Annotated in this window: 21 protein-coding genes; all 21 read left to right on the top strand. The window is 44.3% G+C overall.

The features are described from left to right. Positions 1 to 8 precede the first annotated feature (8 nt). The 21 genes from VAE48_RS02870 (at position 9) to VAE48_RS02770 (ending at position 26,734) form a co-directional block, all read left to right on the top strand. Positions 9 to 959, top strand: coding sequence for an electron transfer flavoprotein subunit alpha/FixB family protein (locus tag VAE48_RS02870; RefSeq protein ID WP_322791804.1), 951 nt, complete (start codon positions 9 to 11; stop codon positions 957 to 959). 10 nt (positions 960 to 969) lie between these two features. After that, a complete protein-coding gene (locus VAE48_RS02865; protein ID WP_322791803.1) occupies positions 970 to 2,259 on the top strand; it encodes an FAD-dependent oxidoreductase in 1,290 nt (429 codons plus the stop codon). Continuing rightward, entirely contained in the window at positions 2,256 to 2,540 is a 285-nt protein-coding gene (locus VAE48_RS02860) for a ferredoxin family protein (protein WP_322791802.1), read from the top strand. Before VAE48_RS02865 ends, VAE48_RS02860 begins: the two co-directional genes overlap by 4 nt. A gap of 621 nt (positions 2,541 to 3,161) precedes the next feature. Continuing rightward, the gene (locus tag VAE48_RS02855; protein WP_322791801.1) at positions 3,162 to 4,532 is read left to right on the top strand and encodes a sugar transferase; all 1,371 of its coding nucleotides are present in this window, start codon (positions 3,162 to 3,164) and stop codon (positions 4,530 to 4,532) included. Positions 4,533 to 4,546: 14 nt separating this feature from the next. Continuing rightward, entirely contained in the window at positions 4,547 to 5,479 is a 933-nt protein-coding gene (locus VAE48_RS02850; protein ID WP_322791800.1) for an NAD-dependent epimerase/dehydratase family protein, read from the top strand. Then, entirely contained in the window at positions 5,476 to 6,450 is a 975-nt protein-coding gene (locus VAE48_RS02845) for a GHMP kinase (RefSeq protein WP_322791799.1), read from the top strand. Before VAE48_RS02850 ends, VAE48_RS02845 begins: the two co-directional genes overlap by 4 nt. Positions 6,451 to 6,486: 36 nt before the next feature. Continuing rightward, on the top strand, positions 6,487 to 7,635 hold the full coding sequence (locus tag VAE48_RS02840) for an SIS domain-containing protein (RefSeq protein ID WP_322791798.1): 1,149 nt from the start codon (positions 6,487 to 6,489) through the stop codon (positions 7,633 to 7,635). A gap of 104 nt (positions 7,636 to 7,739) precedes the next feature. Next, a complete protein-coding gene (locus VAE48_RS02835; protein ID WP_322791797.1) occupies positions 7,740 to 8,519 on the top strand; it encodes an acyltransferase in 780 nt (259 codons plus the stop codon). A 13-nt stretch (positions 8,520 to 8,532) separates the two neighbouring features. Further along, positions 8,533 to 9,738, top strand: coding sequence for a glycosyltransferase (locus tag VAE48_RS02830; protein WP_322791796.1), 1,206 nt, complete (start codon positions 8,533 to 8,535; stop codon positions 9,736 to 9,738). Between the two features lie 41 nt (positions 9,739 to 9,779). Beyond that, complete coding sequence (locus VAE48_RS02825; RefSeq protein ID WP_322791795.1) at positions 9,780 to 11,435, top strand: B12-binding domain-containing radical SAM protein; 1,656 nt, start codon at positions 9,780 to 9,782, stop codon at positions 11,433 to 11,435. Between the two features lie 70 nt (positions 11,436 to 11,505). Beyond that, positions 11,506 to 11,766: an acyl carrier protein gene (locus VAE48_RS02820; protein ID WP_322791794.1), complete on the top strand. Its 261-nt coding sequence runs from the start codon at positions 11,506 to 11,508 to the stop codon at positions 11,764 to 11,766. Next, positions 11,763 to 13,304 (top strand): class I adenylate-forming enzyme family protein, encoded by a 1,542-nt coding sequence (locus tag VAE48_RS02815; RefSeq protein WP_322791793.1) that lies wholly within the window; start codon positions 11,763 to 11,765, stop codon positions 13,302 to 13,304. Before VAE48_RS02820 ends, VAE48_RS02815 begins: the two co-directional genes overlap by 4 nt. A gap of 6 nt (positions 13,305 to 13,310) precedes the next feature. Next, positions 13,311 to 15,284, top strand: a complete 1,974-nt coding sequence (gene asnB / locus VAE48_RS02810) for an asparagine synthase (glutamine-hydrolyzing) (RefSeq protein ID WP_322791792.1) — start codon at positions 13,311 to 13,313, stop codon at positions 15,282 to 15,284. 20 nt (positions 15,285 to 15,304) lie between these two features. Beyond that, a complete protein-coding gene (gene nadE / locus VAE48_RS02805; protein ID WP_322791791.1) occupies positions 15,305 to 16,297 on the top strand; it encodes an NAD(+) synthase in 993 nt (330 codons plus the stop codon). Between the two features lie 94 nt (positions 16,298 to 16,391). Beyond that, positions 16,392 to 18,146, top strand: coding sequence for a bifunctional sulfate adenylyltransferase/adenylylsulfate kinase (locus VAE48_RS02800; RefSeq protein WP_416181015.1), 1,755 nt, complete (start codon positions 16,392 to 16,394; stop codon positions 18,144 to 18,146). A 13-nt stretch (positions 18,147 to 18,159) separates the two neighbouring features. After that, entirely contained in the window at positions 18,160 to 19,206 is a 1,047-nt protein-coding gene (locus tag VAE48_RS02795) for an acyltransferase (protein ID WP_322791789.1), read from the top strand. Continuing rightward, positions 19,199 to 21,886 carry a sialidase family protein gene (locus VAE48_RS02790; protein ID WP_322791788.1) on the top strand — a complete coding sequence of 896 codons (2,688 nt, stop codon included), beginning with the start codon at positions 19,199 to 19,201 and terminating at the stop codon, positions 21,884 to 21,886. Before VAE48_RS02795 ends, VAE48_RS02790 begins: the two co-directional genes overlap by 8 nt. A gap of 45 nt (positions 21,887 to 21,931) precedes the next feature. Then, complete coding sequence (locus tag VAE48_RS02785; RefSeq protein WP_322791787.1) at positions 21,932 to 23,446, top strand: sialidase family protein; 1,515 nt, start codon at positions 21,932 to 21,934, stop codon at positions 23,444 to 23,446. 11 nt (positions 23,447 to 23,457) lie between these two features. Next, on the top strand, positions 23,458 to 24,318 hold the full coding sequence (locus VAE48_RS02780) for an ABC transporter permease (RefSeq protein ID WP_322791786.1): 861 nt from the start codon (positions 23,458 to 23,460) through the stop codon (positions 24,316 to 24,318). 89 nt (positions 24,319 to 24,407) lie between these two features. Continuing rightward, positions 24,408 to 25,535: an ABC transporter ATP-binding protein gene (locus VAE48_RS02775; protein WP_322791785.1), complete on the top strand. Its 1,128-nt coding sequence runs from the start codon at positions 24,408 to 24,410 to the stop codon at positions 25,533 to 25,535. Then, positions 25,532 to 26,734: a sulfotransferase gene (locus tag VAE48_RS02770; RefSeq protein WP_322791784.1), complete on the top strand. Its 1,203-nt coding sequence runs from the start codon at positions 25,532 to 25,534 to the stop codon at positions 26,732 to 26,734. The genes VAE48_RS02775 and VAE48_RS02770 overlap by 4 nt, the downstream gene beginning before the upstream one ends. Positions 26,735 to 26,740 lie beyond the last annotated feature (6 nt).

The following is a 26,740-nucleotide window of genomic DNA, read 5'->3' as shown; positions in this document are numbered from 1 at the left end:
GGGGCAGAATGACGAAAGAAATCTGGGTGTTGAGTGAAAAGGAATCGCTGCAGGCGGAACTGCTGGGGGCTGCCCGCTTTTTAGCGGAGGGTCTGGGCGGTACGACTGCCGCGCTGGTGATCGGCGCTGCCGGACGGAGCGAAGCGGCTTTCCGGCAGGGCGCCGATAAAGTGTATCGCCTCAGCGAGACCGCCGAATACACATTGGAGGATTTTCTGCCCAGCCTGGTACAGGCAGTGCAGCAATATCAACCGGCAGCCGTGTTAATCGGTGCGACCTGGAGCGGCAAGGCCCTGGCCGGACGTCTGGCGGCAGTCCTGCACCGCTCGGTGGTCACGGACGTGAAAAAATTTGCCGTCCGGGACGGTCAAATTGAAGCCACCCACCTGATTTTGGGCGGGGGAGCCGTGCGGGTGGAAAGAACGCTCGCTGAACCGTTGATTGCCACGCTGGGGCTGGGTTTGTTTGAAGCCCTGCCTGCCAGTGCCGAAGCGACGGGCGAGGTGGTGGCTCTGAGCTTCGTCCAGCCTCAAAGCCGCTGGGTGCTGCGCGAGCGCAAACCCAAACCGCCTGCTTCGGTCAATCTGGCGGCGGCAAAAAAGGTGGTCTGCCCGGGGCGCGGCGTGCAAAAGCAGGAAGACCTGCAAATGATGTTTGAACTGGCGCAGCTGCTAGGCGCTGAAGTCGGCGCCACCCGTCCGCTATGCGAGGGCCTGGACTGGCTGCCGCGCGAACGCTACATTGGCGTTTCCGGCGCGTTCATCAAACCGGATTTGTATCTGGGCATCGGGGTTTCCGGTCAGGTGCAGCACACCGTCGGCATTACTGAATCACGGGTGGTGGCGGCCATCAATAAAGACGAAGAAGCCCCCATCTTCCAGCAGGCCGATTACGGCATCGTCGGCGATTTGTACCAGATCGTCCCGGCGCTGATCCGCGCCTTGCAGGCACGCCGGTAAGGGGGCGGGTATGGAGGATAAAGTAGATGTCATCATCGTTGGCGGCGGGCTGGCGGGCTGCGCGGCAGCGCTGAGCCTGGCACGCGAAGGGCTGGAAGTGGTGCTGGTGGAACGTGGCCCGTATGCCGGCTCCAAAAACCTGAGCGGCGGGGTGTTGTACGGGCGCGTGCTGGAGCAGTTGATTCCCGAATACTGGCAGGAAGCGCCGGTGGAACGAGCCATTACCCGCGAGGTGGTGACTTTCCTCAGTGAGCAAACCGCCTTCAACATAGATTTCCGCAATCCGCGTTTTGCCGAAAGCCACAACGCCTATTCGGTATTGCGCGGTAAGTTTGACCGCTGGCTGGCGGATCGGTGCGAAGAGGCCGGCGTCATGCTGGTGACCGGCATCAAGGTAGAGCGGGTGCTGGTGGAGGAGGGCAGGGCGGTTGGCATTCTGGCCGGAGAAGATGAAATGCGGTCGGATGTGGTCATCCTGGCGGACGGCGCCAATTCTTTCCTCGCCGAGCAGCTCGGTTTGCGTCCGCGCTTCGACCCGGCTCATCTGGCGGTGGGGGTGAAGGAATTGATCGGCTTGCCGCGCGAAACGATCGAGGAACGTTTCAACCTGAGCGGCGACGAAGGTGCTGCCTACGGTCTGGTGGGATATGCCACCCGCGGGATCGCCGGCGGCGGCTTCCTTTATACCAACCGCGAGAGCATTTCCATCGGTGTGGTCATGCACCTGGATGAGGTGATCGAACAGGGCATCAAACCCGCCGAGGTCATGGATGATTTTCTGGCGCACCCGTGCATCGAGCCGCTGGTGCGCGGCGGCAAGCTGCTGGAATACGGCGCGCATCTGGTGCCGGAAGGCGGGCTGGCGATGCTGCCCAAATTGAGCATGGCCGGCCTGCTGGTGACCGGCGATGCCGCCGGTTTGTCGGTCAACAACGGGTTTGTGGTGCGCGGCATGGATCTGGCAATTGCCTCCGGCATGCTGGCCGCTCAAACCGTTTTGGAAGCGAGAGCCAAAGGCGATTTCGGCGCCGAAGCCATGCGTCGTTACGTTCAACTGCTGGAAGAATCATTCGTGCTCAAAGATATGCGCACCTATGCCGGCGCGCCGGCTTTCATGAAGAACAAACGCCTGTATACCGCCTATCCTGAACTTCTGGCTCGGGTGATGACGGCTATTTATCAGCATGAGGGGCAGCCCAAAGCCCATTTGTACACGCTGGCGCTGCAAAGCCTGAAGGAATCGGGCATCTCGGTGCTTAATGTGGCAAGGGACGGCTGGAAAGGAGCGCGCAGTCTATGAAACGGATGACGATCACCGAAAAACTGGCGGTCAACAAGTACGAACTGGACGAGGGGCATCCGCATATCGAAGTTAAACACGAATTGTGCAGCCGGTTGTGCAAAACCAAAGCCTGTCTGTATGTTTGCCCGGCGGGGGTGTACAGCGAACAGGACGGCAAAATCATTGCCGACTGGGCCGGCTGTGTGGAATGCGGCACCTGCAAGGCGGCCTGCCCGGAGCAGGCGCTGGTGTGGGAATACCCGCGCGGCGGTTTTGGGATAGTATACCGCTTTGGGTAAATGTGGGGCCACCGCAGCCCGGTACACATCGGGCTGCGGTGGCGAGAGGGGGAACCTGCAGCCGGACTGCGATTTTATACCCAAGATAACTTTTATTATATTGGGATAAATTATTTTCTAAAATCATTGATTTTTATATTTTTTTGATTACCCGTAAGCCGGCCTTTCCAATTGTGCAACAAAAGAACACTGAAACAATATAATGGGCTCGTCTGGGGCAAATTGTCAATAATTGTGTTTTCATCCCCCTCCCCCTCTATAAAAAATACTTTTACAAAGTCTTTTCGATCCAATTCTTATAGTTCGTTTTGGATTTCTAATTATTTTTTTAGAATTTGTTTATAAAAGATTGACTGGCTTTTGTGCTGTTGTACAATTTTTATAGAGATAGTAAATTTTATTATTTTATACAAATTTAGGGATTGTTTGATTGTAAGGCAAAATGATATCCCTTTCATTCTGTACAATCAGTGATCAATAAAGGCGGCCTTCATGCGTTCTACGTAACTGACCGATAAAGAATTAATCAATGATCAACCACGTGAGAGGTCTTTAACCAGAAGTCGTTCTCGTGGTTGGGAATGGATTCTATTCGGCGCCATATTATTGATCAGTGATGGGTTGAATATCGCATTGGCTTTGAGATTCGCTTATTTAATCAGGTTTGAATTAACCCTCCCCATTTTTGATCCACAAGCACTTACATCCATTGATTATTATGAAGGCTTGATTTTGTTGATTATTCCCACCTGGTTGTTGATATTTCTTTTCAGGGGTTTGTATAAACGGAATAACTTGTTAGGTGGGGTACAGGAATATCACCTGCTTTTTGAAGCCAACACTCTTGCAATGATCATCATCATTGCTGTTGGCTTTTTTGAACCCCGTTTTATTTTTGCTCGTGGTTGGATTTTGATTGCCTGGTTTTCCGCGTTCTTTTTCACTGCATTGGGGCGATTTCTTTTGCGAAGAGTAGCGTACTTTTTGAGAACGTACGGTTACTTTTTGTCCAAAGCAGTTATCGTTGGTTACAACCAGGAATCCGCCGAAATGGCGCAACAACTGAGTGATGTTCGTTATTCAGGTTTGAATCTTATCGGGTTTATTGCCAGCTCAGAAAACAAAATTGAGCTAGACAAAAAAATCAAAGTAGTAGGCGATCTCAACCAATTGGGTGATCTCATCGAACGGCATCATATTGACGAAGTAATCCTTACCAGCAGCGCATTGAGCCGGGAAGATCTGCTGGATGTTTTTGAAAAGTATGGGACTTCGGATAAGGTCAAATTGCGAATTTCTTCAGGTCTTTATGAAATCATCACCACCGGTTTAAGTGTGCGTGAGTTCGCATGGGTTCCACTGGTTGAGGTAAACAAAGTCAGGTTGACCGGCAGTGAGGTAGTTCTTAAAACTGCACTGGATTACGGACTATCAATACCAATTCTCCTTTTGATTTCACCCATACTTCTTTTGATCTCCATTGCTATCAAACTCGACTCACCCGGCCCGGTGATTCATCGTAGAAGAGTGCTCGGGGTCAATGGAAAAGAATTTGATGCTTTCAAATTTCGCACCATGGTGGTTGACGGTGATGCTGTGTTGGATCGCTATCCCGAAAAAAAAGTGGAGCTGGCCAAATATCACAAAATCAAAGATGATCCCCGTATTACCAGAGTTGGTCGCTTTTTGAGAAAAACCAGTCTGGATGAGCTTCCACAGCTATTCAATGTTCTCCGCAATGAAATGTCTCTGGTCGGACCGAGAATGATCACGGCACCAGAATTAGCCGAATACAAGAAATGGGGCATCAACCTGCTGACTGTAAAGCCGGGAATTACCGGAAAATGGCAGGTTTCAGGCCGTTCAGACGTCAGTTACCAGGAACGAGTACGCTATGACATGTATTACATCCGTAACTGGAATATCTGGATGGATATCCAGTTAATCATCCAAACTATCCCTGCCGTACTTAGTAAGCGCGGCGCATATTAGAAAGGTGAACAATCATGAAAATCTTGGTAACAGGCGGGGCTGGTTTTATTGGGTCAAATGTGGTTGACCTTTTACTCCACCACGGACATGATGTTGTCATCGTGGACAATCTAGTAACCGGTAGATACAGTAATCTGAATCCGGCTGCCACATTTTATCAACTGGATATCCGCAGTTCAAATCTCTCGCAAATATTCGAAAAAGAACGCCCTGAAGTTGTCAATCATCACGCAGCTCAAATGGATGTTCGACGGTCAGTTGCAGATCCCCTTTATGATGCGGATGTAAATGTAAAGGGTTCTTTAAATGTTTTGGAATGCGCTCGAAAGTATGAAGTCAGGCAGTTTATTTATGCCTCTTCGGGGGGGACGGTATATGGTGAACCGCAATATCTTCCATGTGATGAAAGCCATCCCATTCAACCTGTTTGCCAGTACGGCGGAACAAAATACATGACCGAATTGTACCTGTATATGTACCGAGTCATGTACGGAATGGATTACGTGGTTTTCCGCTATCCCAATGTATATGGCCCGCGCCAGGATCCAAAAGGTGAAGCCGGCGTTGTGGCGATTTTTACCGGTCAGATGTCACGTGATGAAACGGTAACCATTCACGGGGATGGGTTGCAGGAAAGAGATTTTGTATATGTAGATGACGTGGCTGAAGCAAATCGAATTGCTCTTTCATTGCCTTCTGGAGGCTATGTCTACAATTTGGGAACCGGCCAGCCTACTAATGTTGTTCAAATCTTTGATGCTCTTAAAGAAATTACCTCTTATTCAAAAAATGCCCTGTTCAGCCCCGCCAGGTTGGGCGAAACCCGCAGAATTTATCTGAACAGCACTAAATTTCAAACGGAAACAGGTTGGAAACCCAAGACTTCCTTAATGGAAGGTTTGAAGAAAACGGTTGAATTTTTCAGACAAACGGAGATAGTTAATTGATCATTGTTCAGACCCCGTTAAGAATCAGTTTCTTTGGAGGGGGGACAGATTTTCCTTCTTACTTTATGGAAGAAGGCGGTTGTGTTTTGTCATCGGCTATTGACAAATACATTTTTGTAACCATCAAGCGACGATTTGATGATTTTATTCGAATCGGTTACACCCGGACTGAAATTGTAGAGAGTATCAACGAAATTCAGCATGAACTCATTCGTGAAGCATTGAGAAAAGTTGGCATAACCAAAGGAGTTGAGATTACGACCATGGGAGATATCCCATCCGGTTCAGGATTGGGCTCTTCGAGTACGGTAACAGTTGGAGCCCTTCATGCCATGTATGCATATCTCAATTGTTCAATTAATGCTGAACAACTGGCCAGAGAGGCCTGCGAAATTGAAATTGATATTTTAAAAAAGCCAATTGGGGTGCAGGATCAGTACATAGCCGCTTACGGTGGGTTGCGCTTTTTTGAATTTTCAAACAGCGGTGAGGTTTGCAATCATCTACTGGCGCTTGACGAGGTATTGATGACTCGTTTGAATGAGAATTTACTGCTTTACTTTACCGGTACAACCAGGCAGGCTGCAAGCATTCTTTTGGAACAGAAAGACAATATTCGTGCGAAAAAAGCGACCCTACGACAATTGAAAGAATTGGCATACGTTGCCAGAGAGGAACTTCAAAAGGGAAACATTGATGTGATCGGCACTTTGCTTCATGAAAGCTGGCAGTACAAAAAACAATTGGCCAGCAAAATCAGCAACGGCCACATTGAAAAAATTTACGAAACCGCTCGAAAAGCAGGGGCCTTGGGTGGCAAGGTAACTGGTGCAGGTGGAGGCGGCTTTTTGCTTCTCTACTGTCCATATGAAAAGCGAGATCTGGTTCGTAGTTCTTTGTACGGTTTACGTGAGGTGCCAATCCGCCTGGAACCGGATGGTTCAAAAACGATTTTCAATTACCGCCGTTGAGAACCATTAACACAAATTTATTCGAAGGAGGTCAAAATGATCGAGTACATTCGGGAATACATGACAGATCTAAATCAAACAATTCAGAAACTCCCTGCTGAAAAAATTGATCAGTTGGTGCATATCCTTCATAATGCCCGCTTGAACGGCCGGCAGATATTTATCATGGGAAATGGCGGCAGCGCTTCCACCGCCTCTCACTTTGTTTGCGACCTGGCAAAGAATACAGCTTTTCCTGATATGCCAGGTTTTAAGGTGATAGGACTATCCGATAATATGTCAATTTTCTCGGCCCTGGCGAATGATCATGGTTATGAAAATGTATTTGTGGATCAATTAAGGAACTTCGTGCAGGCAAGCGACGTGGTAATTGCTATTTCAACCAGCGGTAATTCCGAGAATGTGATCCATGCGGTTGAACTTGCCAATCAGGTGGGTGCAATTACGGTGGGGTTAACTGGTTATAACGGTGGCAAACTTGCCAAGCTGGTCAATTTAGAAATTCGCGTTCCATCCAAGAATGTCCAACATATTGAAGATTTGCATCTTTCTATTGAGCATGTGGTTTGTTATTCATTGTTAAGAATGGCAGAGATTAGCGTGTCACAATTTTCCGAGCCACTTGATATACCTTTAGGCGAACCTAAATCGCTGGCCGAGACATTATTCGATAATGCCATTCATGGGAAAGAAGATGGTGAGAGCTCCGATGCGAAAAAAGCATCTTCACTTGTTCAGGAACAAAGCCTGGGTTACATGCTGCAAATTGCATTATGTAGCACTGGAGCCAGCAGCGGCACATTGATTTTGCTGGATCAAAAGGGCAATGTAATTGCCGGGGCAACCGTCCGGGAAGGACAGGTATCCAACCCGCCCATGGAACAGCTGGCTGAGATCAGTCAGCATGGTTTAGCCGGCTGGGTGATTAAAAATCGGAAACCGGCTCTGGTCAGCAATACCGCGAAAGATGAACGATGGCTGCGAAGACCCTGGGATGGCGATCCCACAAAGAGCCGCTCAGCGGTTTCAGTTCCTATCTCCATCAATGACCGAATTTTGGGTTCAATTACTCTTGTTCATCCACAAGGGGAAGAATTTTCCAACGAAGATTTGGAATATGTTTCCAAAATGGCTACTTCGTTAACCCCTTCCATTTTAGCAGCAGCACATTTAATCGAGAAATAAGCGTAATTTTAGGCCGAATAAAAAAAACCTGCCGCATGTGTGTGGGGCAACATACACTTCGGTGAGGGGTAATAGAAAAACAACGATTACGATCCAATGTCGTAATGGCGGAGCATGCCTTTTTGCATAATCAAAATAAAACCAACTCAACCTCTTTAAAGAAAAATTCACTTGGACTGTACCTCAGCCGTCAGGCATCCAATCCATTCAGATATGCTTTAGAGCAGTTCCTGTACCTGACCGTAGGATGGATTCCGACCATTTTCGGAATCGGGATCCGGGCAATTTTGTATCGGTTGATTATGCGGATGGATGGGCTGGCCGCCATTGAAAATGGAGTACGCCTGCGTTTTGCAGATCATATCCGTCTTGGCCGTGGGGTTTATGTCGATCAAGGCGCTTATCTTCATGCCTGTCCAAATGGGATCGAGATTGGAGAGGATTCCATTATTATGCATGGCGCAATCCTGCATGTCTATAATTTTCGTGGCATACCTCATGGGGGTATAAAAATTGGAAAGAACTGCCTGATTGGTGAATATAGTGTCATTCGGGGGCAAGGTGGTGTCATCATTGGAAATAGGGTTTACACCTCTCCTTTTACTCAATTGTTGGCTGTCAATCATGTTTTCAACAATCCGGGTGTACCCTTCGTGGATCAAGGAATTACAGCAGAAGGAATAACCATCGAAGATGATGTTTGGTTAGGTGCGGGTGCCATTATTACCGATGGGGTGCGTGTGGCAAAAGGTGCAGTCGTGGCAGCCGGCGCAGTCGTTACAAAGGATGTTCCTGCCCATACGGTTGTCGCTGGTGTGCCCGCTCGTGTTATTCGGACTACCAAAGAAGTTGAATTACCCATAGACAAAAAGGTTTATTTCTGAAAGGATGGTTGAAGTGTGCACCTTATCCGTAGTAATCCCCGCCTACAATGAAGAAAATGGAATTGCTGAAATTATGAATAGAGTATTGTCCATTCGTTCCGCTCTGCAAAATGTTGGGGTAGACGAATTGGAGTTGCTGGTAGTGGATGACGGTTCGAAAGATAAAACCGCCATTATTGCCAGGGAAATTGCCAGAAACGATCAGAATGTAGTCGTTATCACGCATGAGGTCAACAAAGGTTATGGCGGCGCCTTGAAAACTGGTTTCTCTAAGGCAAAAGGTGAACTTATCGGATTTCTGGATGCAGATGGGACATATCCGCCTGAGTACTTCCCATTACTTTGCCAGCAGGCACTGAATGGGGCAGATTTAGTGATTGGATCGAGAATGGCTGGTGAGCAAAGTCAGATGCCGGCTACCCGTCGGGTAGGTAACCTGTTTTTTGCCGGTTTACTCACCATGTTGGGATGGCAAAAAATTACCGATTCAGCCAGCGGGATGAGGGTGGTAAAACGGGAAATTTTAAGCCAGATTTACCCCTTGCCGAATGGATTGAATCTAACCCCAGTTATGAGCACGCGTGCTGTTCATGAAGGTATCCGCATGTGCGAAGTGCCAATTCCTTACAGTGAAAGAATTGGACGTTCAAAACTGAGTGTAGTCCGGGATGGATTACTTTTCTTGCAGTCAATGGTGTGGACTGTGATGGCCTATAACCCGGTTCGCGTCCTGGGAATTATGGGATTGGCCGGAATATTGCTTGCTTTCCTGGTGGTTTTTGGATTGATTACTGCCCGAATTTCTGGTGTCACAACAATCGGCCCATGGGGTGTAGCGGCTTTATTTGCCGGGATGGTATCGAGCGTGACAGGGGTAGCTCTCTTTGCTTTAGGCGCAACTTCTAACTATCTGGTTTCGCTTTTTTACAAGAAGAATATTCGACAGGGATTATTTGGAAAACCAATCTTCAAAAAACCGTTGGAAAGCCGCTTTGGAGTATTGGGCAGCATCATCCTGTTTTCGGGATTGATCCTTAGCATCGTCAGTTTAAGTTTGGGCATTTCCGGTTGGGAAATTGAAAGGCTTTGGCTGTACTTGCTGGGGAGTGCAATGATGATCCTCACCGGTGTTCAGCTGATCCTTTACTGGTCATTGATGCGAGTCCTGGAAGACCTGAGTCAGCGCGAGTTGCTGATCAAAAAAGACTTAAATGGCTGATTATCTGTGTTAACAATCTTTATGAGTAAAGAGAGGTCAAAATGAACGAGAAACCGCAAATGGAATTGAAGTATAAAAATTTGGGGGCACATCGAGTTGCCCCATTGAAGATGGCGAAATTTCCGAATGCTGATGAAATTGTGCGTAATGGTTTGTTAAATCAACCTCGCGGCAAAGATGCAGTGGATGTATTGCTGGTCAATCCCCCAACCCCGGATGGCGGCTTATGGATTCGTACCCAGCATCGGGTTGGAAGAAGAACACGGGAAAACATGGTCTGGCCGCAGGTCTCGCTGGCACAAATGGCTGCTTTATTGGTACCGACCTACAAAGTTCAAATTATTGATGCCAATGCAGAGCGAATGGGCTGGAAAGAGTTTGCCGATTTGATTTCCAAATATCAGCCCAAATACTACCTTTCTCAATTGACAGCGCCAACGCTGGAAAATGATATGTACGGCGTATTCCTTGCCAAAGCCAGAGGTGCAACAACCATGGTTTTTGGAACTCACATTACCCCAATTCCCGTGGAAACAATGCGCCCCTACCCTGCCCTGGATATTGGTTTGGTGGGTGAACCCGATTTGACATTGAGGGACCTGATCGATCATCTGGAAGGAAAAATTGATGAACGACCACCCCTCATTCAAAAACTTATAAATGAACATGATCCCGATTACCGCCCGGCTCTCAATGAGGATGGAACGGTAAATATGCACGAGATCAAAGGAATCGTATGGCGTGAAGCGGGTCAAATTATTCTGAATAAGAATCGCCCCTTTATCAAAGATCTGGACGATCTCCCCGTACCACTACACGAAATGTTACCCTATAAAAAGTATGTCATGCCTTTGATGAAAGGCCCCTTTACTTTTATTGTGACCAGTCGGGGCTGTACGGCGGGCTGCATTTATTGCATTAAGCACGTGAGTTACCAGTATACAGTGCGGTTGCGCTCCCCCGAAAAAGTACTTGAGGAATTGTGGGTGCTGAAAAAACTGGGCATCAGTAATGTCAATATGTATGCCGATTTGTTTACTGCAAATCGGGATCAGGTCATCGGCATTTGTAAAGCGATGATTGATGCTAATATCAAAATGAAGTGGACTTGCAATAGTCGGGTTGATTATGTGGATGAGGAAATGCTCAACCTGATGGCTAAAGCAGGCTGTTTCCTGATGACTTGGGGGATTGAATCCGGGAGTGAGCAGGTTTTACGCCATGCTCGAAAAGGTGCTTATCCCGAAACTGCTTTGCGTTCCCTAACGTGGGCAAGGAAAGCCGGAATTAAAAATTGGGGATACTTTATTATCGGCCTGCCTACTGAAACAGAAGAAACCATCCGCCAGACGATAGAGTTTGCCAAAAAGTTGCCCCTGGATATTGCCCTGTTCCATGTGGCTGCTCCCTATCCCGGAACTCCATTCTTCTTTGAGGTTGTTCGCGAAAATTGGTTCCGCTCCGGAACACGTTGGGAGCAGGTGGATATGGATAAAGGCACGGTGCTGGATTACCCGGGGTTACCGGCCGAAAAATTGCTTTACTGGCAAAAACGCGCTTTTCGCGAATGGGCACTCCGCCCCGGCCCCATAATGACTTACTTGAAAATGCTATTCTCCGATTTTTCCACAATGAAGTCAGCAGTTAGTGTTGGTATGCAACATTTCCAATGGCAGACCGGAAAAAGCGAGTCCTGAAAGGTAAAATGAGTAATAAATTATTTGAATTTTGGGTAAAACCCTCATTACATCCATTCGGAGTTTTCTGATGAATCAACCAATTGAACAAAAAATTAAAGATTATATTGCCGAGAACATTCTTTTTACCAATGAAGGTTACCCATATTCTGAAGAAACTTCCTTTTTGGAAAATGGGATTGTTGATTCGATGAATGTGATGGAAATTGTTGCATATGTCGAAGAAACTTTTGGTATCCGGGTGGAAGATCGCGAGATTGTTCCGGCCAATTTCGATTCGGTCAAGAACCTTGCAAATTACCTTCGCACAAAAGGTGTTACTTCTCAATGAGCCAATTTAAGTTGGTTCAGGAATTTCTTGAACAGAGTGCGCAAAGATTTCCTGATAAGATTGCTCTGGTTTGTGGGAATAACCGGCTCACGTATTCCGAAATAGAAAATCACGCAAATCGTTTGGCGAATGGATTACGAATGAAAGGAATTCAACGCGGAGACCGGGTTGCGCTTTTTCTTCAGAATAGTGTTGAACTTGTGATCGGAATTTTTGCCGTTTTGAAATGTGATGCCGTTTTTGTTGTGATCAATGCAACCACAAAAACTGATAAGCTGGTTTATATCCTCAATAACTGCGAAGTTTCAGCTCTGATATTTTCTTCACAACAAAAAAAAATGGTACCAGAGCTGCGAAGATCCTGTCCCAGTATCAGGTTCTTAATCCTTGCTGGAGAAAAAAATTCATCTGAGGAGATCGAATCTGAATGTTTTACCTGGAAAGAAATTCTTGATTCATCCACTGCAAATCAACTACCCGCAAAAAATATTGATTTAGATTTAGCCTGTCTCATTTACACATCCGGCAGCACCGGTGAGCCAAAAGGCGTAATGTCGGATCATAGCAATATCATCTTTGCAGTCAATTCGATAACTTCCTATATTGGCAATTCTGAAGATGATATTGTGATCAATGTATTGCCTTTATCATTTGATTACGGGCTTTATCAGCTTTTCATGGTGTTTTCTTTTGGGGGCCGGCTAATCCTTGAAAAAGGGTTTAGTTATCCTGCACAGATTCTTTCGATTATTGAAAAAGAAAAAGTCACCGGTTTTCCTGGTGTTCCCACCATTTTTTCCATGTTGGTCAACATGGATTTATCATCTTATAACCTGTCTAGCCTTCGCTATATGACCAATACCGCGGCTGCACTTCCGCCGGCGCATATTTTGAAAATCAGAGAGACATTCCCCGGGGTAAGATTATTTTCCATGTACGGGTTAACTGAAACAAAAAGAACGCTATACCTTCCACCTTCTCAACTGGATGTTCGCCCTGACTCGGTTGGAATAGCAATACCCGGCACGGAGGTATGGATTGAGGATGAGAACGGGAATCGTCTTGGAGCGGGTCAAGTTGGCGAACTGGTAGTGCGAGGCAGACACGTCATGCGGGGTTATTGGGGGGATGAGGAACTGAGTGCACAACGTTTTCGCCCCGGAAGAATCCCTGGAGAAAGACTGTGCTATACCGGCGATTTGTTCAGAATGGATGAGGAAGGTTATTTCTACTTTGTTGCCCGAAAAGATGACATCATCAAAAGTCGCGGGGAAAAAGTGTCACCAAAAGAAGTTGAAAACGTCCTTTATAAAATTGAGGGTGTTCAGGAAGTGGCCGTTATCGGTGTGAAAGATGCTCTGCTTGGTCAGGCAATTAAGGCATTTATTGTAAAAAACAGTTCGGAGCTTACGGAAACAGAAGTGCTTCGATTTTGTCGAAATCATCTTGAAGATTTCATGATCCCCAAATACATTCAATTTGTGGACGAACTCCCCAAAACCACATCCGGGAAAATTAAGAAAACCGATCTGCGATAATCAACAATGTGCGGAATTAGTGGAATCTACAATTTTACAGCAAATAATCTCATCTCTCTGGACGTATTGAGGGCAATGATCCTGGCATTGCACCATCGCGGGCCGGATGAATTTGGAATCTACCGTGATGATCAGGTTGGTCTTGCCAGTGCGAGATTGAGTATTATTGACCTGGCAGGCGGTTCTCAACCGATCTCTAACGAAGATGGTACGATCTGGATCGTATTCAACGGGGAAATTTTTAATTACGTTGAACTGAGACCACTCCTGGAGAAAAAAGGGCATCAATTTACAACAAAGACCGATACCGAAGTAATTCTTCATCTATACGAAGAATATGGAACGGATTGTCTGAATCGTCTGAATGGTCAATTTGCAATTGGCATTTGGGATAGTAATACGAAAACCCTTTTGCTGGCACGGGATAGGCTCGGAATACGACCTTTATTCTATTCACAGTACCATCAATCTCTCTTGTTTGCTTCCGAGATCAAATCCTTCCTTGCGGTTCCTGGGTTCAATCTGGAGTATGATCTGCAAGCCTTGAGACAGGCATTCACATATTGGGCACCCCAACCACCTCGTACCCCCTTTGAAAATGTGAAGCAAATTCCGCCTGGTCATTATCTCTTATATCGTCAAAATCGTTTGATTATCGAACCGTATTGGCAATTATCCTTTGAAGAAGAAATCCATCAGGGAAAAAATGGTGGAAGTTCAAGATCTGAAAAAGAGATTTTGGAGCAATTTTCTGCCTTATTGATTGATGCCACCCGGATCAGACTTCGTGCAGATGTTCCGGTAGGCGCTTATTTGAGTGGGGGCCTGGATTCTTCAACTATTGCTGCAATCATCCGTAAATATACCGAAACACTCTTAGATAGTTTTTCAATTGCCTTTAGCACAAAAGAGTTCAATGAGAGTGATTTTCAACAGGAAATGGCTCGTTACCTGGGTACACGCCATCAGGTCATTCACTGTACACCAGATGACATCGGCCGGGTTTTTCCTGAGGTGATTTGGCATACCGAAAGCCCAATTTTACGCACCTCTCCCGCCCCAATGTTTCTTTTATCCAAACTTGTTCAGGAGAATGGGTACAAAGTTGTTTTGACCGGAGAGGGAGCAGACGAGATCCTCGCGGGTTATGACATTTTCAAAGAGATGAAGATTCGCAGATTTGTGGCAAAAGATCCCGCATCGTCGCTCCGACCACTTCTTTTTAAGAAGTTATATTCGGATATTCCACGATTAAGAGAATCCTCTGAGTTTGTAATGGCATTTTTCCAACGAAGGTTGATGGAAACCAATTCACCTTTCTATTCGCACTTTATCCGTTGGGAAAACACAGCACGAACGTTAAAGTTTTTCAAAAATTCATTCAAAGATGGTGTGGACTATGAAGAATTATTGATCCCGGCAGACTTTACACGCTGGTCAAAATTGGCTCAAGCCCAATATCTGGAGATGGTAACTTTCCTATCACCTTACCTGTTGTCTTCCCAGGGTGATCGTCCGGCAATGGCTCACTCGGTCGAAGGACGTTTCCCTTTTTTGGATTATCGTCTAGTGGAGTTTTGTAATCAATTGCCAGATAATTTCAAGTTAAGAGGATTGAACGAAAAATACCTCTTGCGAAAGTTTGCCAGTGCACTTCTCCCTGAGGAGATATGGAAACGCAAGAAGCGTCCATACCGGGCGCCAATTAAAGCCTCGTTCTTTAGCAACCCTCAACCAGAGTACCTGAATGACCTCTTAAGTGAAAAAAGCATTATTAAAAGTGGCATATTCAATCCGCTTGCCGTAAAGAAACTGGTAATGAAAGCTTCCAATGAAGCGCAACTTAGCGAAATTGAGGAGATGGCAATTGTTGGAATAATCTCGACTCAAATATTGGATGATCAATTTATTCAAAAAAATCACCCTTTGATTCAAACGACATATGCCCCGATAAAAGTAATTGATAAAATGATAATTTAACGTACTTTCTCTGAGGAAAAATGACAATATTAAAGCAACCCGTTTTTTCGAAAAACATACTCCAAATAGATGCCCCGCAAGAAACTGAGAGAATTGCTAATTGGATTAAGACTTCGGTTCTCAACGACCTACATCGCCGTGGCGTTGTAGTAGGTATCAGTGGAGGAATTGATTCATCCGTTGTGGCGGCTTTGTGTGTGCGAGCTTTAGGCAATCAAAAAGTGCTTGGCATACTTCTGCCAGAGTCGGAATCCAGTCCGGAAAGCAAGCAATTGGCTCTTGAATTGGCAAAAACATTAGGAATAGAAACCCTTACTGAGGATATTTCCGACGCATTGAGGGGTGCGGGATGCTACCAAAGAAGGGATGAGGCGATTCGCCGAATCGTTCCTCAATTTGGTGGGGCGTGGAAATCCAAGATCACACTTCCCGGTAGTTTGTTGGATGAACAAACGCTAAATGTATTTTACTTGACGGTTGTTTCCCCTGATGGAGAAGAAATTACAAAGCGAATCCCCACCGCGGAATTCTTGCAGATTATGGCTGCTTCAAATTTTAAACAACGGACTCGAATGGCTATGCTTTACTATCATGCTGAAAGAAAAAATTATGCCGTTGCAGGCACTGCCAATAAAAACGAGCATGATCTTGGCTTTTTTGTAAAATACGGTGATGGTGGCGTGGACTTAAGTCCAATATTGCATTTATTCAAAAGTCAGGTATATCAACTGGCCAAATATCTTGAAATTCCTTCAGAAATTCAGCAAAGACCTCCCACTTCGGATACTTATAGTGCCGGCAGTACACAGGAAGAATTTTTCTTCCGCCTCCCCTTTGAAGTGCTAGACCTGATCTGGTTTGGGATTGAAAAGGGATATTCACCAGCAGAAATTGCTGCACAGCTCGAATTGAGCGAAGAGCAAGTTAATCGTATCGCACTGGACATTCAACAAAAGAAGAGGACAACCGAATATCTGAGACGCCCACCCTTACAACTTACCCCATCATTCTAATCCAATTCAGGGTGAGAGCTGTGTGCACACTACCGGCGCTTTTCAACGAGCACATCTTGCCCTGAAATTTTTAAATCCAAAGGACTTTATAAAAATGACGAAGACAAAAACTCAAACCGAATTAATATCACCGTTTGGCGGTAAATTAATCAATTTACTGGCACAGGGAGAAGAAAGATTAGCCCTTATTGAAGAGTCCAAGCACTTACCTTCCGTTCAAATTTCTGCTCGCTCGGTATGTGATCTTGAGTTGCTCGCAACAGGCGCTTTTTCCCCCTTGGACCGATTTATGGGAAAAGAGGATTATGAAAGGGTGCTTACTGAAATGCGCCTGAAAAACGGAACTTTGTTTCCAATCCCGGTGACCTTACCAATTGATGAAAAAGAACTACCTTCTTTTGCTGATCGGATCAATTTGTGTGATTCACGAAATAACACCCTGGCAGTGATGGAAATTGAAGAGGTGTTTCATTGGGATGCTCAACGGGAAGCCCGTCTTGTCTTGGGAACAACTGATCCACGTCACCCACTGATTTCCGAGATGCTCCACTGGGGTAAAGTCTATATTTCTGGCAATATGAAAGTAATCAATTTACCTGCCAATTATGATTTTTCTGAATTACGACTTTCTCCTCTTGAAGTTAGAGAAAAACTCTCTAAGATGGGGTATGAAAAGGTTGTTGCTTTTCAGACCCGCAACCCAATGCACCGTATTCATGAGGAATTAACCAAACGCGCTGCCGAAGAGGTCAATGGCAGTTTGCTCATTCATCCCGTCGTGGGAATGACCAAGCCGGGAGATGTTGATCATTACACGCGGGTGCGAGTGTATCGCACTTTGGTTAATAAATACTACGATCCGAATCGAACCTTGCTGAGTTTGTTGCCTTTGGCAATGCGTATGGCTGGTCCGCGAGAAGCTTTATGGCATGCCATCATCCGCCGGAATTACGGGGCAACCCACTTTATTATTGGTAGAGACCATGCTGGTCCTGGCAAAGATAGCTATGGGAATCCCTTCTATGGACCTTACGAAGCTCAAACACTGCTTGCTCAATATTCAGAGGAAATTGGTGTTGCACCGGTTGAATTCAAGGAATTGGTTTATCTTGCTGACGAGGAGCGTTACGAAGAAATCAGTAAAGTTCCCGAGGGTGCACGTGTTTTCAACATTTCTGGAACTCAAATAAGGGAAGATTTTCTTGAGAAGGGTATCATGCTGCCCGAATGGTTTACCCGCCCGGAAACTGCTCAGATTCTTCAACAGGTTTATCCTCCACGTCACCAGCAGGGTTTTTGCATCTGGTTCACGGGTTTAAGTGGGTCAGGAAAGTCCACTACTGCCGAGATTTTGACAACATTATTGTTGGAGCGGGGACGTCAGATAACTTTATTGGATGGTGATGTGGTGCGTACCCATTTGTCAAAAGGGCTCGGTTTCTCCAGAGAAGACCGCGATACGAATATCTTAAGGATAGGTTTTGTTGCCAGTGAACTTGTTCGCCATAATGGGGTTGCTATTTGTGCTGCAATTAGCCCATATCGGGCTGCACGCAATGAGGTTCGCAAGATGGTCGGAAGCGACAAGTTTATTGAAGTGTTTGTAAATACACCGATTGACCTGTGTGAAAGCCGAGATGTTAAGGGCTTGTACGCCAAAGCTCGCCGCGGTCAGTTGACGGGGTTCACAGGTGTTGATGATCCTTACGAGGAACCAATCAGCCCAGAAATCACATTGGAAACGGTTAACTCCTCACCTCTTGAAAATGCCCATAGGATTATTCAATTTTTAGAGGATCGTGGATTTTTGGTAAAAGAACCCCAGTCTTCGAATAATGGGCATAAGTAAAGGATAATTTTTTGTGAGTCGTCATTTCCCTGCGCTGCGTGGTATTGCAATTCTTCTGGTAATCATCAATCATTCCGTCACATTAGGATTGCAATTTGCCAGAAATCAAGAAATTACTGTTCCCCCATGGCAAAAGTTTATTTTGATTTCGATAAAGGAATTAGGGATATTCGCTGTTCCTTTATTTCTTTTCCTGGCAGCAAGTTATTTTGTTTATGCAGCACAGGGAAAAAATCTCAAGTCAATGTTTCGGCTAATCCCAAACAACTTGATGTATATTGCCCTGCCCTACTTGATTTGGTCTTTGTTTTATTATATTTTAGAGTATGTGTTATTTAATAAGCAGCAAACAGTGATTGGCTATGCGAAATCTTTGATTGTGGGCTACCCAAACAATTTTGTGCCGTTACTTTTCTTCTTTACCCTGCTTGCACCTTTTCTGATCTGGATTTCACGAAAAGCAGCGTGGTTGGTCTTTCTTCTTTTTTTGTCTTATCAATCTTTTCTCGTAGTACTCTTACGACCAGACATATTCGGGGAAGTTATCCCGAATTGGGCAAATGTCTTTGCCTTACCAATTATCCGATTGCCGATTGCATTATGGGGCATTTTTTATCCGTTGGGTATTATTTACGGTTTAAATTCGGAAGCTTTTAAAAAACAAATCGGCAAGTCACCGACTTTTGTTTTTGTAATCACTTTGTTGATGTTGGGTTTGGCAATTTCAACACAATTGGGTTTTACCAATCTTCCAATAATCGAAATCATCACCCCATTATTTGGATTGTTGGGATTGCTGGTTATCAATAGAGACCAGATCCCCTTCGCTCGTTTTTTTGAGCGGTTAGGAAAACGATCTTATGGTTTATATCTGATAAATTTGATGATTATCAATATCCTTTACTTCCTGTTAATTGCAATCGGCTTTAAACAAATTCTGTCATTTCAAATACTGATCGTAATCGTGGTTGGTGCTATTACGCTGTTTCTCCCCTTGCTCTTCATGGAAGGCGTCGAGAAAAAAGCAGGAAGATTATCTTATCGAGTACTTTTTGGGTAAGCAGATTATTCAAGGTTGCTTTATGCCTATTACCCATACTCTTAAGGAAAATTTGATGCTTAAAAATATACTGATATTTTTAATGATGATATGCCTTGCCCTTTTGCCAAGAGATGCTTTAGCACAGGACGAAAACATCTGGTCAAACCCGATTAATGTGTCAGTTTCGGGTTCATCTAGCTCTCCATCATTTGTCATCGACTCCAAAGGGAATACCCACATCTTCTGGTTGGATGAATTCGACGATTTGATGTACGCTCGATTCGATGGAACCAGTTGGTCAACGCCTCAACCCGTCAATTCCCCAAGCGAAGTATTTGTTCCCAAACTATATCTTGGGGCCAATAATCAGATTCATGCTTTTTGGGTTGACGACGAGGGAAATTTATACTATCGGTGGAGTAATAGTGATAACCTCGGCAATTCGGGAGTATGGAGCGCTCCTGTACTTATCTCGGATGGTGTAGCAGCCTTTGACGCCGTCACAGATACTGACGGGGTTGTTCATTTGGCTTATGCCCTGACAATTGAAAGCGAAAACAGACCTGCTGGTGTTTATTATCGAAAGACAAACTTAAACGCCAGCACGTGGCAACAACCGGTTAGAATTTATACCTCTCGTTATTTCCGTTCATTAAATAGTGATACGGCAAACGTACAGATTAGCGCAACTGGCAACGAAGGCGCAAACCAGGTTTTTCTTGCGTGGGAGAATCGCCCCCTAAAAGCACTCTTCTTTGCCCGTTCCTTGAATGGAGGTAATGATTGGGAGCCGCCTATAGAAATTGTCAGTCAGTTGACCCGTCCCAGTCCAACCACCCCTTATAATGTTCAAATCGCGAACCTTTCCGATCAAGTTCTGCTGGTGTATCAGGATGGACAACCTGGTTTGAGCTGTTCTCAATCATTTCAATACTCCGAAGACGGCGGGGCTAACTGGAGTGAACCAAGACGAATACTTGAAGAAGTTCCGGGATGTGCCACAACATCCGAATTGCTTAATTATCAAAATCAATATTTACTTTTGATGACCGGTAATCGCGACCAGATTCTACTCACCGCATGGAATGGTCTTCGCTGGAGCGAATCAAGGCAACAGTCGGAAATGATTCAAACATATGATGCTGACAGCCGCACTTTTCTGACATTAACCAATCAACAAATCTCAATTGACAGTGATGGTTTGCTGAATCTGGTGGCATCTGATTTGGAGCGAAAAGACATTTGGTGGAAAGAGAGAAAGATGAATGATATCGGTGATTGGTTCCAGGAGGGTTCATTGTGGAAACCAATTGAAACAATTAATAACAGCGATATTCGTTTCACTTCAATTACAGCCACTACCGATACAGCCGGCTGGGTGCATGTTTTCTGGAATCTCGCCGGTGATGAAGAATTAGGATTGCCGCAAAACACCATTTATTATTCTCGCTGGGAGAACCAGCGAGTGTGGTCTAATCGAATAGCTATTCAACGAGCCTTCAACAGTTATTTAGATCAATTATCTGCCAGCATTGATCCGGCTACCAATAAATTGCTTTTGGTTTGGAAGGATGGCTTGGAAGGGGAAATTTATTTTTCTGCTGTACCTGCCAACCAGGCAGTAATCGCTTCTTCATGGACGCCACCCATAAAAATTTCATCTCCTTCACAGGTCGGCGACTCTCCAAGCATACTGGTCGATCCCAACGGAGTAATTGTGGTTGTTTATGCTGTACCAATTAATGAAGGCCGAGGCATATACCTCACAACATCCAAAGACGGAGGGGTAACCTGGAGTGAACCAGTAAAAGTTTTGGATGGGGCAACCTTGAAAATTGAAATGATGAACGATCCGCAACTGAGCATCGGCAGCGATCTTCAGTACCATCTCCTTTGGAAACGGTATAAGTTTAATGCGAGCCGATCGCAACCAGTCGAGTTGTATTATAGTCGCTCCACAGATCAGGGCCGCACCTGGGTAGAGATCAGTCAGCTCAGTAATCTGCCGGTTTTCTGGAGCCGGATTCTGGTGAGTGCCAATGGAACGATTCACCGGTTTTGGCAAGAGTCAAATAACGGTCAGGTTGAAGTATGGCATGAATACTCTTTCAATAATGGCCAATCATGGGAAAGGATTAAACCATTTTCGCTTTTTGGTGAAAAAATTGGGGCACCTGCTGTAATAGAGGATTCCTCGGGACGCGTTCATTTACTTCAGATTATAAAACCGGCCGAAAATCTTTACACCCTGCAACACCTGATTTGGGAAACTAATTGGATGAACCAACAGGCCAAAGACATTACCATCGACTCAATTTCTGCTCTTGGCTCACCTAATGCCTTAGTAACCGAGAATGGGTATCTGGGTGTGATTATTCCAGTGGAAATTTTCAACTCTGCGGTTAATCAGCCTGAATATCGCCTCATTTTCACCGGTCAAACGCTGGATGATTTACCGTTGATTGAAACTCCGGATTCTTCACCCCCAACTTCTAATGATTTTCCTTCAATTCCAAGCGAACCAGCAAGCCCAACGGAACAAAATGCCCCGCCCATGATTGAACCGACAAAGCCAATCAATGTCACGCCAACCGCAAGTCTAAGTCCAACCATTGGTATCTTGATTGGGATGTTCTTTTCTATCCTGGTTATTGCAGGGGTGCTGGTATTTCGATTCTTAAACAAATTAAATACTTAATTGTTGAATTTCCTTTGCAATTTTTTCCAACAAGATCAAAAAAACGTGAAAAGCAAACTTTCCATTTTTTTGCCGTTATGTTTATTGCTCATAATCTGGTTTGGGATCCCTTCCTCTCACACCGGGGCTCAGGCCGTTGACATCAATTGGCAGCGGCCAGTCAATATTTCAAATTCTCCCGCAACATCCACAGATCCATTTTTACTGGCCGATCCTGCTGGAATTGCCCACTTATTCTGGGCTGAAAAGACAGGCCCCACACCCGGAAACGCAGCAGATACCATCATGTATTCTGCGTGGAATGGAAATATTTGGACCCAACCAATTGATTTATATATTTCGCCTTTGAGTGATGGTAATCCTATTGCCATTTTTCCTCGCGGTGTGATTGATGAAACTGGAACCATTCATCTGATTTGGATGACTTTGCCAAACTTTCCTCATTACGCACTTTATTATCGTCAAGCCTCTTCGTGGAAAGCAACCAATAATAACGCCTGGTCGCAACCCCTCCAACTGGCCAGAAATCTTACCGGACAACAATATTCTGCGGATATTGCCTACAACGCTGAACAGGGTTTGCATATAGTTTATGCGCGGGGCACTGGCGGATTGGAAGGACGGGCAATCACATACTTGAACTCGATGGATAAAGGAGCGACATGGTCCGATACGCGCGATCTTTATAATTTTTCCGACCCGGATAGGGGCGGAAGCAATATTCGAATTTTGCTTGATGCGCCAAACCGTATTTATATTTCCTGGACCGAGTGGGACCTTTCAGGAAACGGTCAGGCTATATACTTCACCTATTCGGAAGATAACGGTGAAACATGGGCAGAACCATTTCCGTTGACCGTTCGGCTTCAAAATGATTATGAACGAGACTGGAATAACATGGCCCTTCTTGGCACCGGTCAGTTAATTACTATTTGGGAAGGGGGATTCCGAGCCTATCGCGGAGCAATGTATTCCTATGATAGTGGAAAGACATGGACAAAACCCTTTGATGTATTTCCTTCGCTGATCGGTGATAATGGGGCAGTGCAATTTGCCTTTGACAGTAATGGACGGCTACATGCCTTTTTGGCTAATCGCGTTCGTGAAGGTTATGATATTTATGGAGAAAGATTGGGGTTATGGCATAGCGTTTATCTGGGGGAGGAACGGTGGAGCCCCCCCACCATTGCCTCAGTTTATGGCGGTGATGAAAACATGACCAATCCAGCTGTTACCATAATCAATGGGAATACCATTGTTGCTGCATGGTATGGCAGCCAGATTTATGAGATCATGGTAATGACAGGAACAATTTTGGATGCCCCTCCCCTCTCTCCGACCCCGTGGCCAACACTTATTCCCACTATTGAAGAAGAAATGGTAATAACTCAAACCGCAGGAACTAACCTGACCACCCAACAACCATCAACAACCCCCTCGTTTACTCCGGAACAACCACCTGGAAACCCGGCAAATCCCATATATGTTGGTTTAATATTTCCCGTTCTACTAATTATTTCCCTTTTCCTATATCGTTATAAATTTAACCAGCGTTCTTGAATTGAGGTTTGATGAAAAACCAATCAATCGAAATCATCGCTACCTATAATGCTGAAACATCGTTAAGAAAGCCTCAAAAATTAATTGCAACAATTTTCAAAGATTTAATTGGGGCAAAGGATTTGGCATGGCGATTATTCTTAAGAGATATTTCTGCACAGTACAGACAAAGTTTTTTGGGAATTTTCTGGGCTTTTTTTCCACCAATAATCACGGCGTTGATCTTTATTTTTCTTCAAACCAGGAATGTCATCTCAATTGCTGACACAATGGTGCCATACCCGGTCTATGTATTAATTGGTACAACCCTTTGGCAAATTTTTTCGGATAGCTTGAATGCCCCCCTTAAAACAACAATTAATGCAAAACCATATCTGGTCAAAATATATTTCCCCAGAGAATCTTTGATATTAGCATCCTTTTTCGGGGTGTTGTTTAATGTGATAATCAAAATGTTAATAATTACAGGGGTGTTAATTTTCTTTAAAGTACAAATATATGCGGGGATTTTATTAGCACCATTTGCGATTTTGGTTTTGATTTTATTGGGAATATTTATTGGAACGCTAATCACACCATTGGGAATGTTATATTCCGATGTATCAACATCCTTACCGATAGTTATTCAGTTATTATTTTTTGCTACACCAGTCGTTTATAGTTTTCCTGACAAGTTCCCTTTCTCTTTACTTAACTTAATCAATCCTGTCAGCCCCGTCCTAATCGCTGCAAGAAATCTGCTAACAATTGGCCATACAGAGAACATTGTCCACTTGCTGGTTGTAACTTTATTGACCCTCATTGGCGTTTTTCTCTCGTTAATTATTTTTCGAATATCATTACCCATAATAATTGAAAAATTGGGAACATAACAATGACTTATCCTGTAATTGAAGTAAACCATATCAGTAAAAAATTCTGTCGGAGTTTGCGAAGGTCATTGTGGTACGGTGTTGTAGATATGGGAAACGAGATGATTGGAAAGAACAAAAATCATCTCCTGCTTCGCAAAGACGAATTCTGGGCTGTTAAAGATATTTCTTTTAAGGTGGAACCGGGCGAAACGGTTGGTTTGATAGGGCATAATGGAGCTGGAAAAACTTCCCTCTTTAGAATGTTGGGGGGTTTAATCAAACCGGATTCAGGGCAAATTAAAGTCCGTGGAAGAGTGCAAGCATTGATATCATTAGGCGCGGGCTTTAACCCTGTTTTAACTGGACGAGAGAATATTTATATCAACGCATCACTGATGGGATTTTCCAAAAAAGAAATTAACCAACGGTTTGACGAAATTGTTTCTTTTTCCGGCTTATCCGAATTTTTAGATATGCCCGTTCAAAGTTATAGTTCTGGAATGGTGGTTCGTTTAGGTTTTTCTGTAGCTGCGTTTTTAGAACCTGATGTTCTGTTGGTAGATGAGGTTCTTTCAGTAGGAGATTTGGCTTTTAGAACTAAATGTCAAATACGAATACAGGAGCTCCGAAATAAAGGGGTTGCAATAATCATTGTGTCACACAATCTTCACACCATTAGTCACCTTTGTCCCCGCACGTTAACACTCGAAAAAGGAAAAGTCATCTTTGACGGCGATACCGAATCGGCCATTGATGTATATCGCTCGTCGTTGCTTAAAACCTATGATCAATTCAAAGATTCTATCCGAGGCGGTACCGGTGAAATCACCATTAAGAAATTAGAAATTCTCAACGATCATGATGAAAACCAGGAAATATTTTCCGTTGGAGAAAAAGTGAAGATTCGTTTTCATTATCACGCCAATCAAATGGTCGTTGACCCAGTTTTTAATGTGGTAATTCACATTCTAAATAGTCATCAAGTTACCGGTTTACGGACGGATGTTGATGGATTTTCAACTGGTAATCTTGAAGGGGATGGGTATATTGATCTGGACATTACAAATTTCAATTTGCTTCCCAACGCCTATACTTTTGATGCGGTAATTTTCCACTCAGATGGATACACATTTTATGATCGAATAAATAACGCAATTCATTTAATTGTAAAAGGGGGTAATGATATTAACGGAATTGCATACCTTCCCCACAGATGGGAAGTAAACAACTTATGAAGTCAAATCCAATATTTATAGTTGGCGTTCAAAGATCTGGAACCACATTGCTATCAGCCATGCTGGCTGCCCATAGTCGAATGAGTTGCGGTCCTGAGACTCATTTCTTTCAACGGCTAGAAGCTGAAAATATTGCTGAATTGATTGATCCAGAAAACTGGCCAAAGAATGCAAAAAAATTTATAAGCTCTATTTCATTCACAAACTATATTTCTAATAATCCTCCAAGGATTAGTATTCTGGAAAAATATCATCTAACGGAATACCAGATTGAGGAATACCTGAACAAACAAAGGCCAGCAATAGATTCTTTGCTCTGCTCCGTGGTAGAGCCTTATATGCAATCACTAGGAAAATCACGCTGGGTTGAAAAGACACCTGATCACATCCAGTATTTGGATAAAATCAGAAAATATTTTCCCGACTCTCCGATTATACGAATTATCCGAGATCCCCGTGACGTTAGTTTATCCCTGATGAAGGTGCCTTGGGGAGCAAAAACATATTATGAGGCGATATGTTATTGGAAATTTCTCGATGATATTAGTTATAAATTTTTTGATGTTGATCAAAACTCATACACATTACGTTATGAGGATTTATTGGAAAATCCAGAGAGAGAATTACGAAAACTATGCTCCTTTTTGGATGAAGATTATGAAGAAGGAATGCTCAATACCTCAACAACAGGAAAACTTGTCAACAGTCAAAACGTACCCTGGAAAAAAAAGGCAGAACAACCAATTGATAAAAATCGTGCAGGGGGTTGGAGAAATCAAATATCTACAGAGATGAACCAATTTACTGAAGGACTTATCGGAGATAAATTGATACGATATGGTTATCCAATGATTGAAAATTTCCCTCATTTTGGAGAATATTACCCCCAAAAAAGTCCGCTCCATTTTTACGAAACCAAAATATCAAAGATAGCCGCAGAAGGAATTAGATTTTGGAAAATCACATCTAACGAAAAACCAATTGCAACCGTTTTATTAGGCGATCCCATGAAATTAAAAAATAAAGAAGATAAAACCCTAAACCGAATAAGGAATATATGGAATTTATTTAGCGATGTAATTCAGGCAGTGATGATGAGAAAAAGATTATACTGGATAACCATAAGCGACGACCAAAGGTTTAATGGTCTTGGTAGTATATTTTTGAATATTTTATTAAAACCTTTCAAAGTACATTAAGCAAAA

The sequence above is a fragment of the Bellilinea sp. genome, from assembly GCF_034432615.1.
Classification (GTDB): Bacteria; Chloroflexota; Anaerolineae; order Anaerolineales; family Anaerolineaceae; genus Bellilinea.
The sequence above is the reverse complement of the archived record's forward strand: the minus strand, read 5'-3'. Positions and strand labels throughout refer to the sequence as shown.

Coding starts and splice junctions, on each gene's coding strand:
- VAE48_RS02815 (WP_322791793.1), top strand. CDS start 11,763: ATGAGCCAATTTAAGTTGGTTCAGGAATTTCTTGAACAGAGTGCGCAA.
- asnB (WP_322791792.1), top strand. CDS start 13,311: ATGTGCGGAATTAGTGGAATCTACAATTTTACAGCAAATAATCTCATC.
- VAE48_RS02780 (WP_322791786.1), top strand. CDS start 23,458: ATGAAAAACCAATCAATCGAAATCATCGCTACCTATAATGCTGAAACA.
- VAE48_RS02870 (WP_322791804.1), top strand. CDS start 9: ATGACGAAAGAAATCTGGGTGTTGAGTGAAAAGGAATCGCTGCAGGCG.
- VAE48_RS02770 (WP_322791784.1), top strand. CDS start 25,532: ATGAAGTCAAATCCAATATTTATAGTTGGCGTTCAAAGATCTGGAACC.
- VAE48_RS02850 (WP_322791800.1), top strand. CDS start 4,547: ATGAAAATCTTGGTAACAGGCGGGGCTGGTTTTATTGGGTCAAATGTG.
- nadE (WP_322791791.1), top strand. CDS start 15,305: ATGACAATATTAAAGCAACCCGTTTTTTCGAAAAACATACTCCAAATA.
- VAE48_RS02800 (WP_416181015.1), top strand. CDS start 16,392: ATGACGAAGACAAAAACTCAAACCGAATTAATATCACCGTTTGGCGGT.
- VAE48_RS02860 (WP_322791802.1), top strand. CDS start 2,256: ATGAAACGGATGACGATCACCGAAAAACTGGCGGTCAACAAGTACGAA.
- VAE48_RS02825 (WP_322791795.1), top strand. CDS start 9,780: ATGAACGAGAAACCGCAAATGGAATTGAAGTATAAAAATTTGGGGGCA.
- VAE48_RS02840 (WP_322791798.1), top strand. CDS start 6,487: ATGATCGAGTACATTCGGGAATACATGACAGATCTAAATCAAACAATT.
- VAE48_RS02775 (WP_322791785.1), top strand. CDS start 24,408: ATGGGAAACGAGATGATTGGAAAGAACAAAAATCATCTCCTGCTTCGC.
- VAE48_RS02835 (WP_322791797.1), top strand. CDS start 7,740: ATGGCGGAGCATGCCTTTTTGCATAATCAAAATAAAACCAACTCAACC.
- VAE48_RS02820 (WP_322791794.1), top strand. CDS start 11,506: ATGAATCAACCAATTGAACAAAAAATTAAAGATTATATTGCCGAGAAC.
- VAE48_RS02865 (WP_322791803.1), top strand. CDS start 970: ATGGAGGATAAAGTAGATGTCATCATCGTTGGCGGCGGGCTGGCGGGC.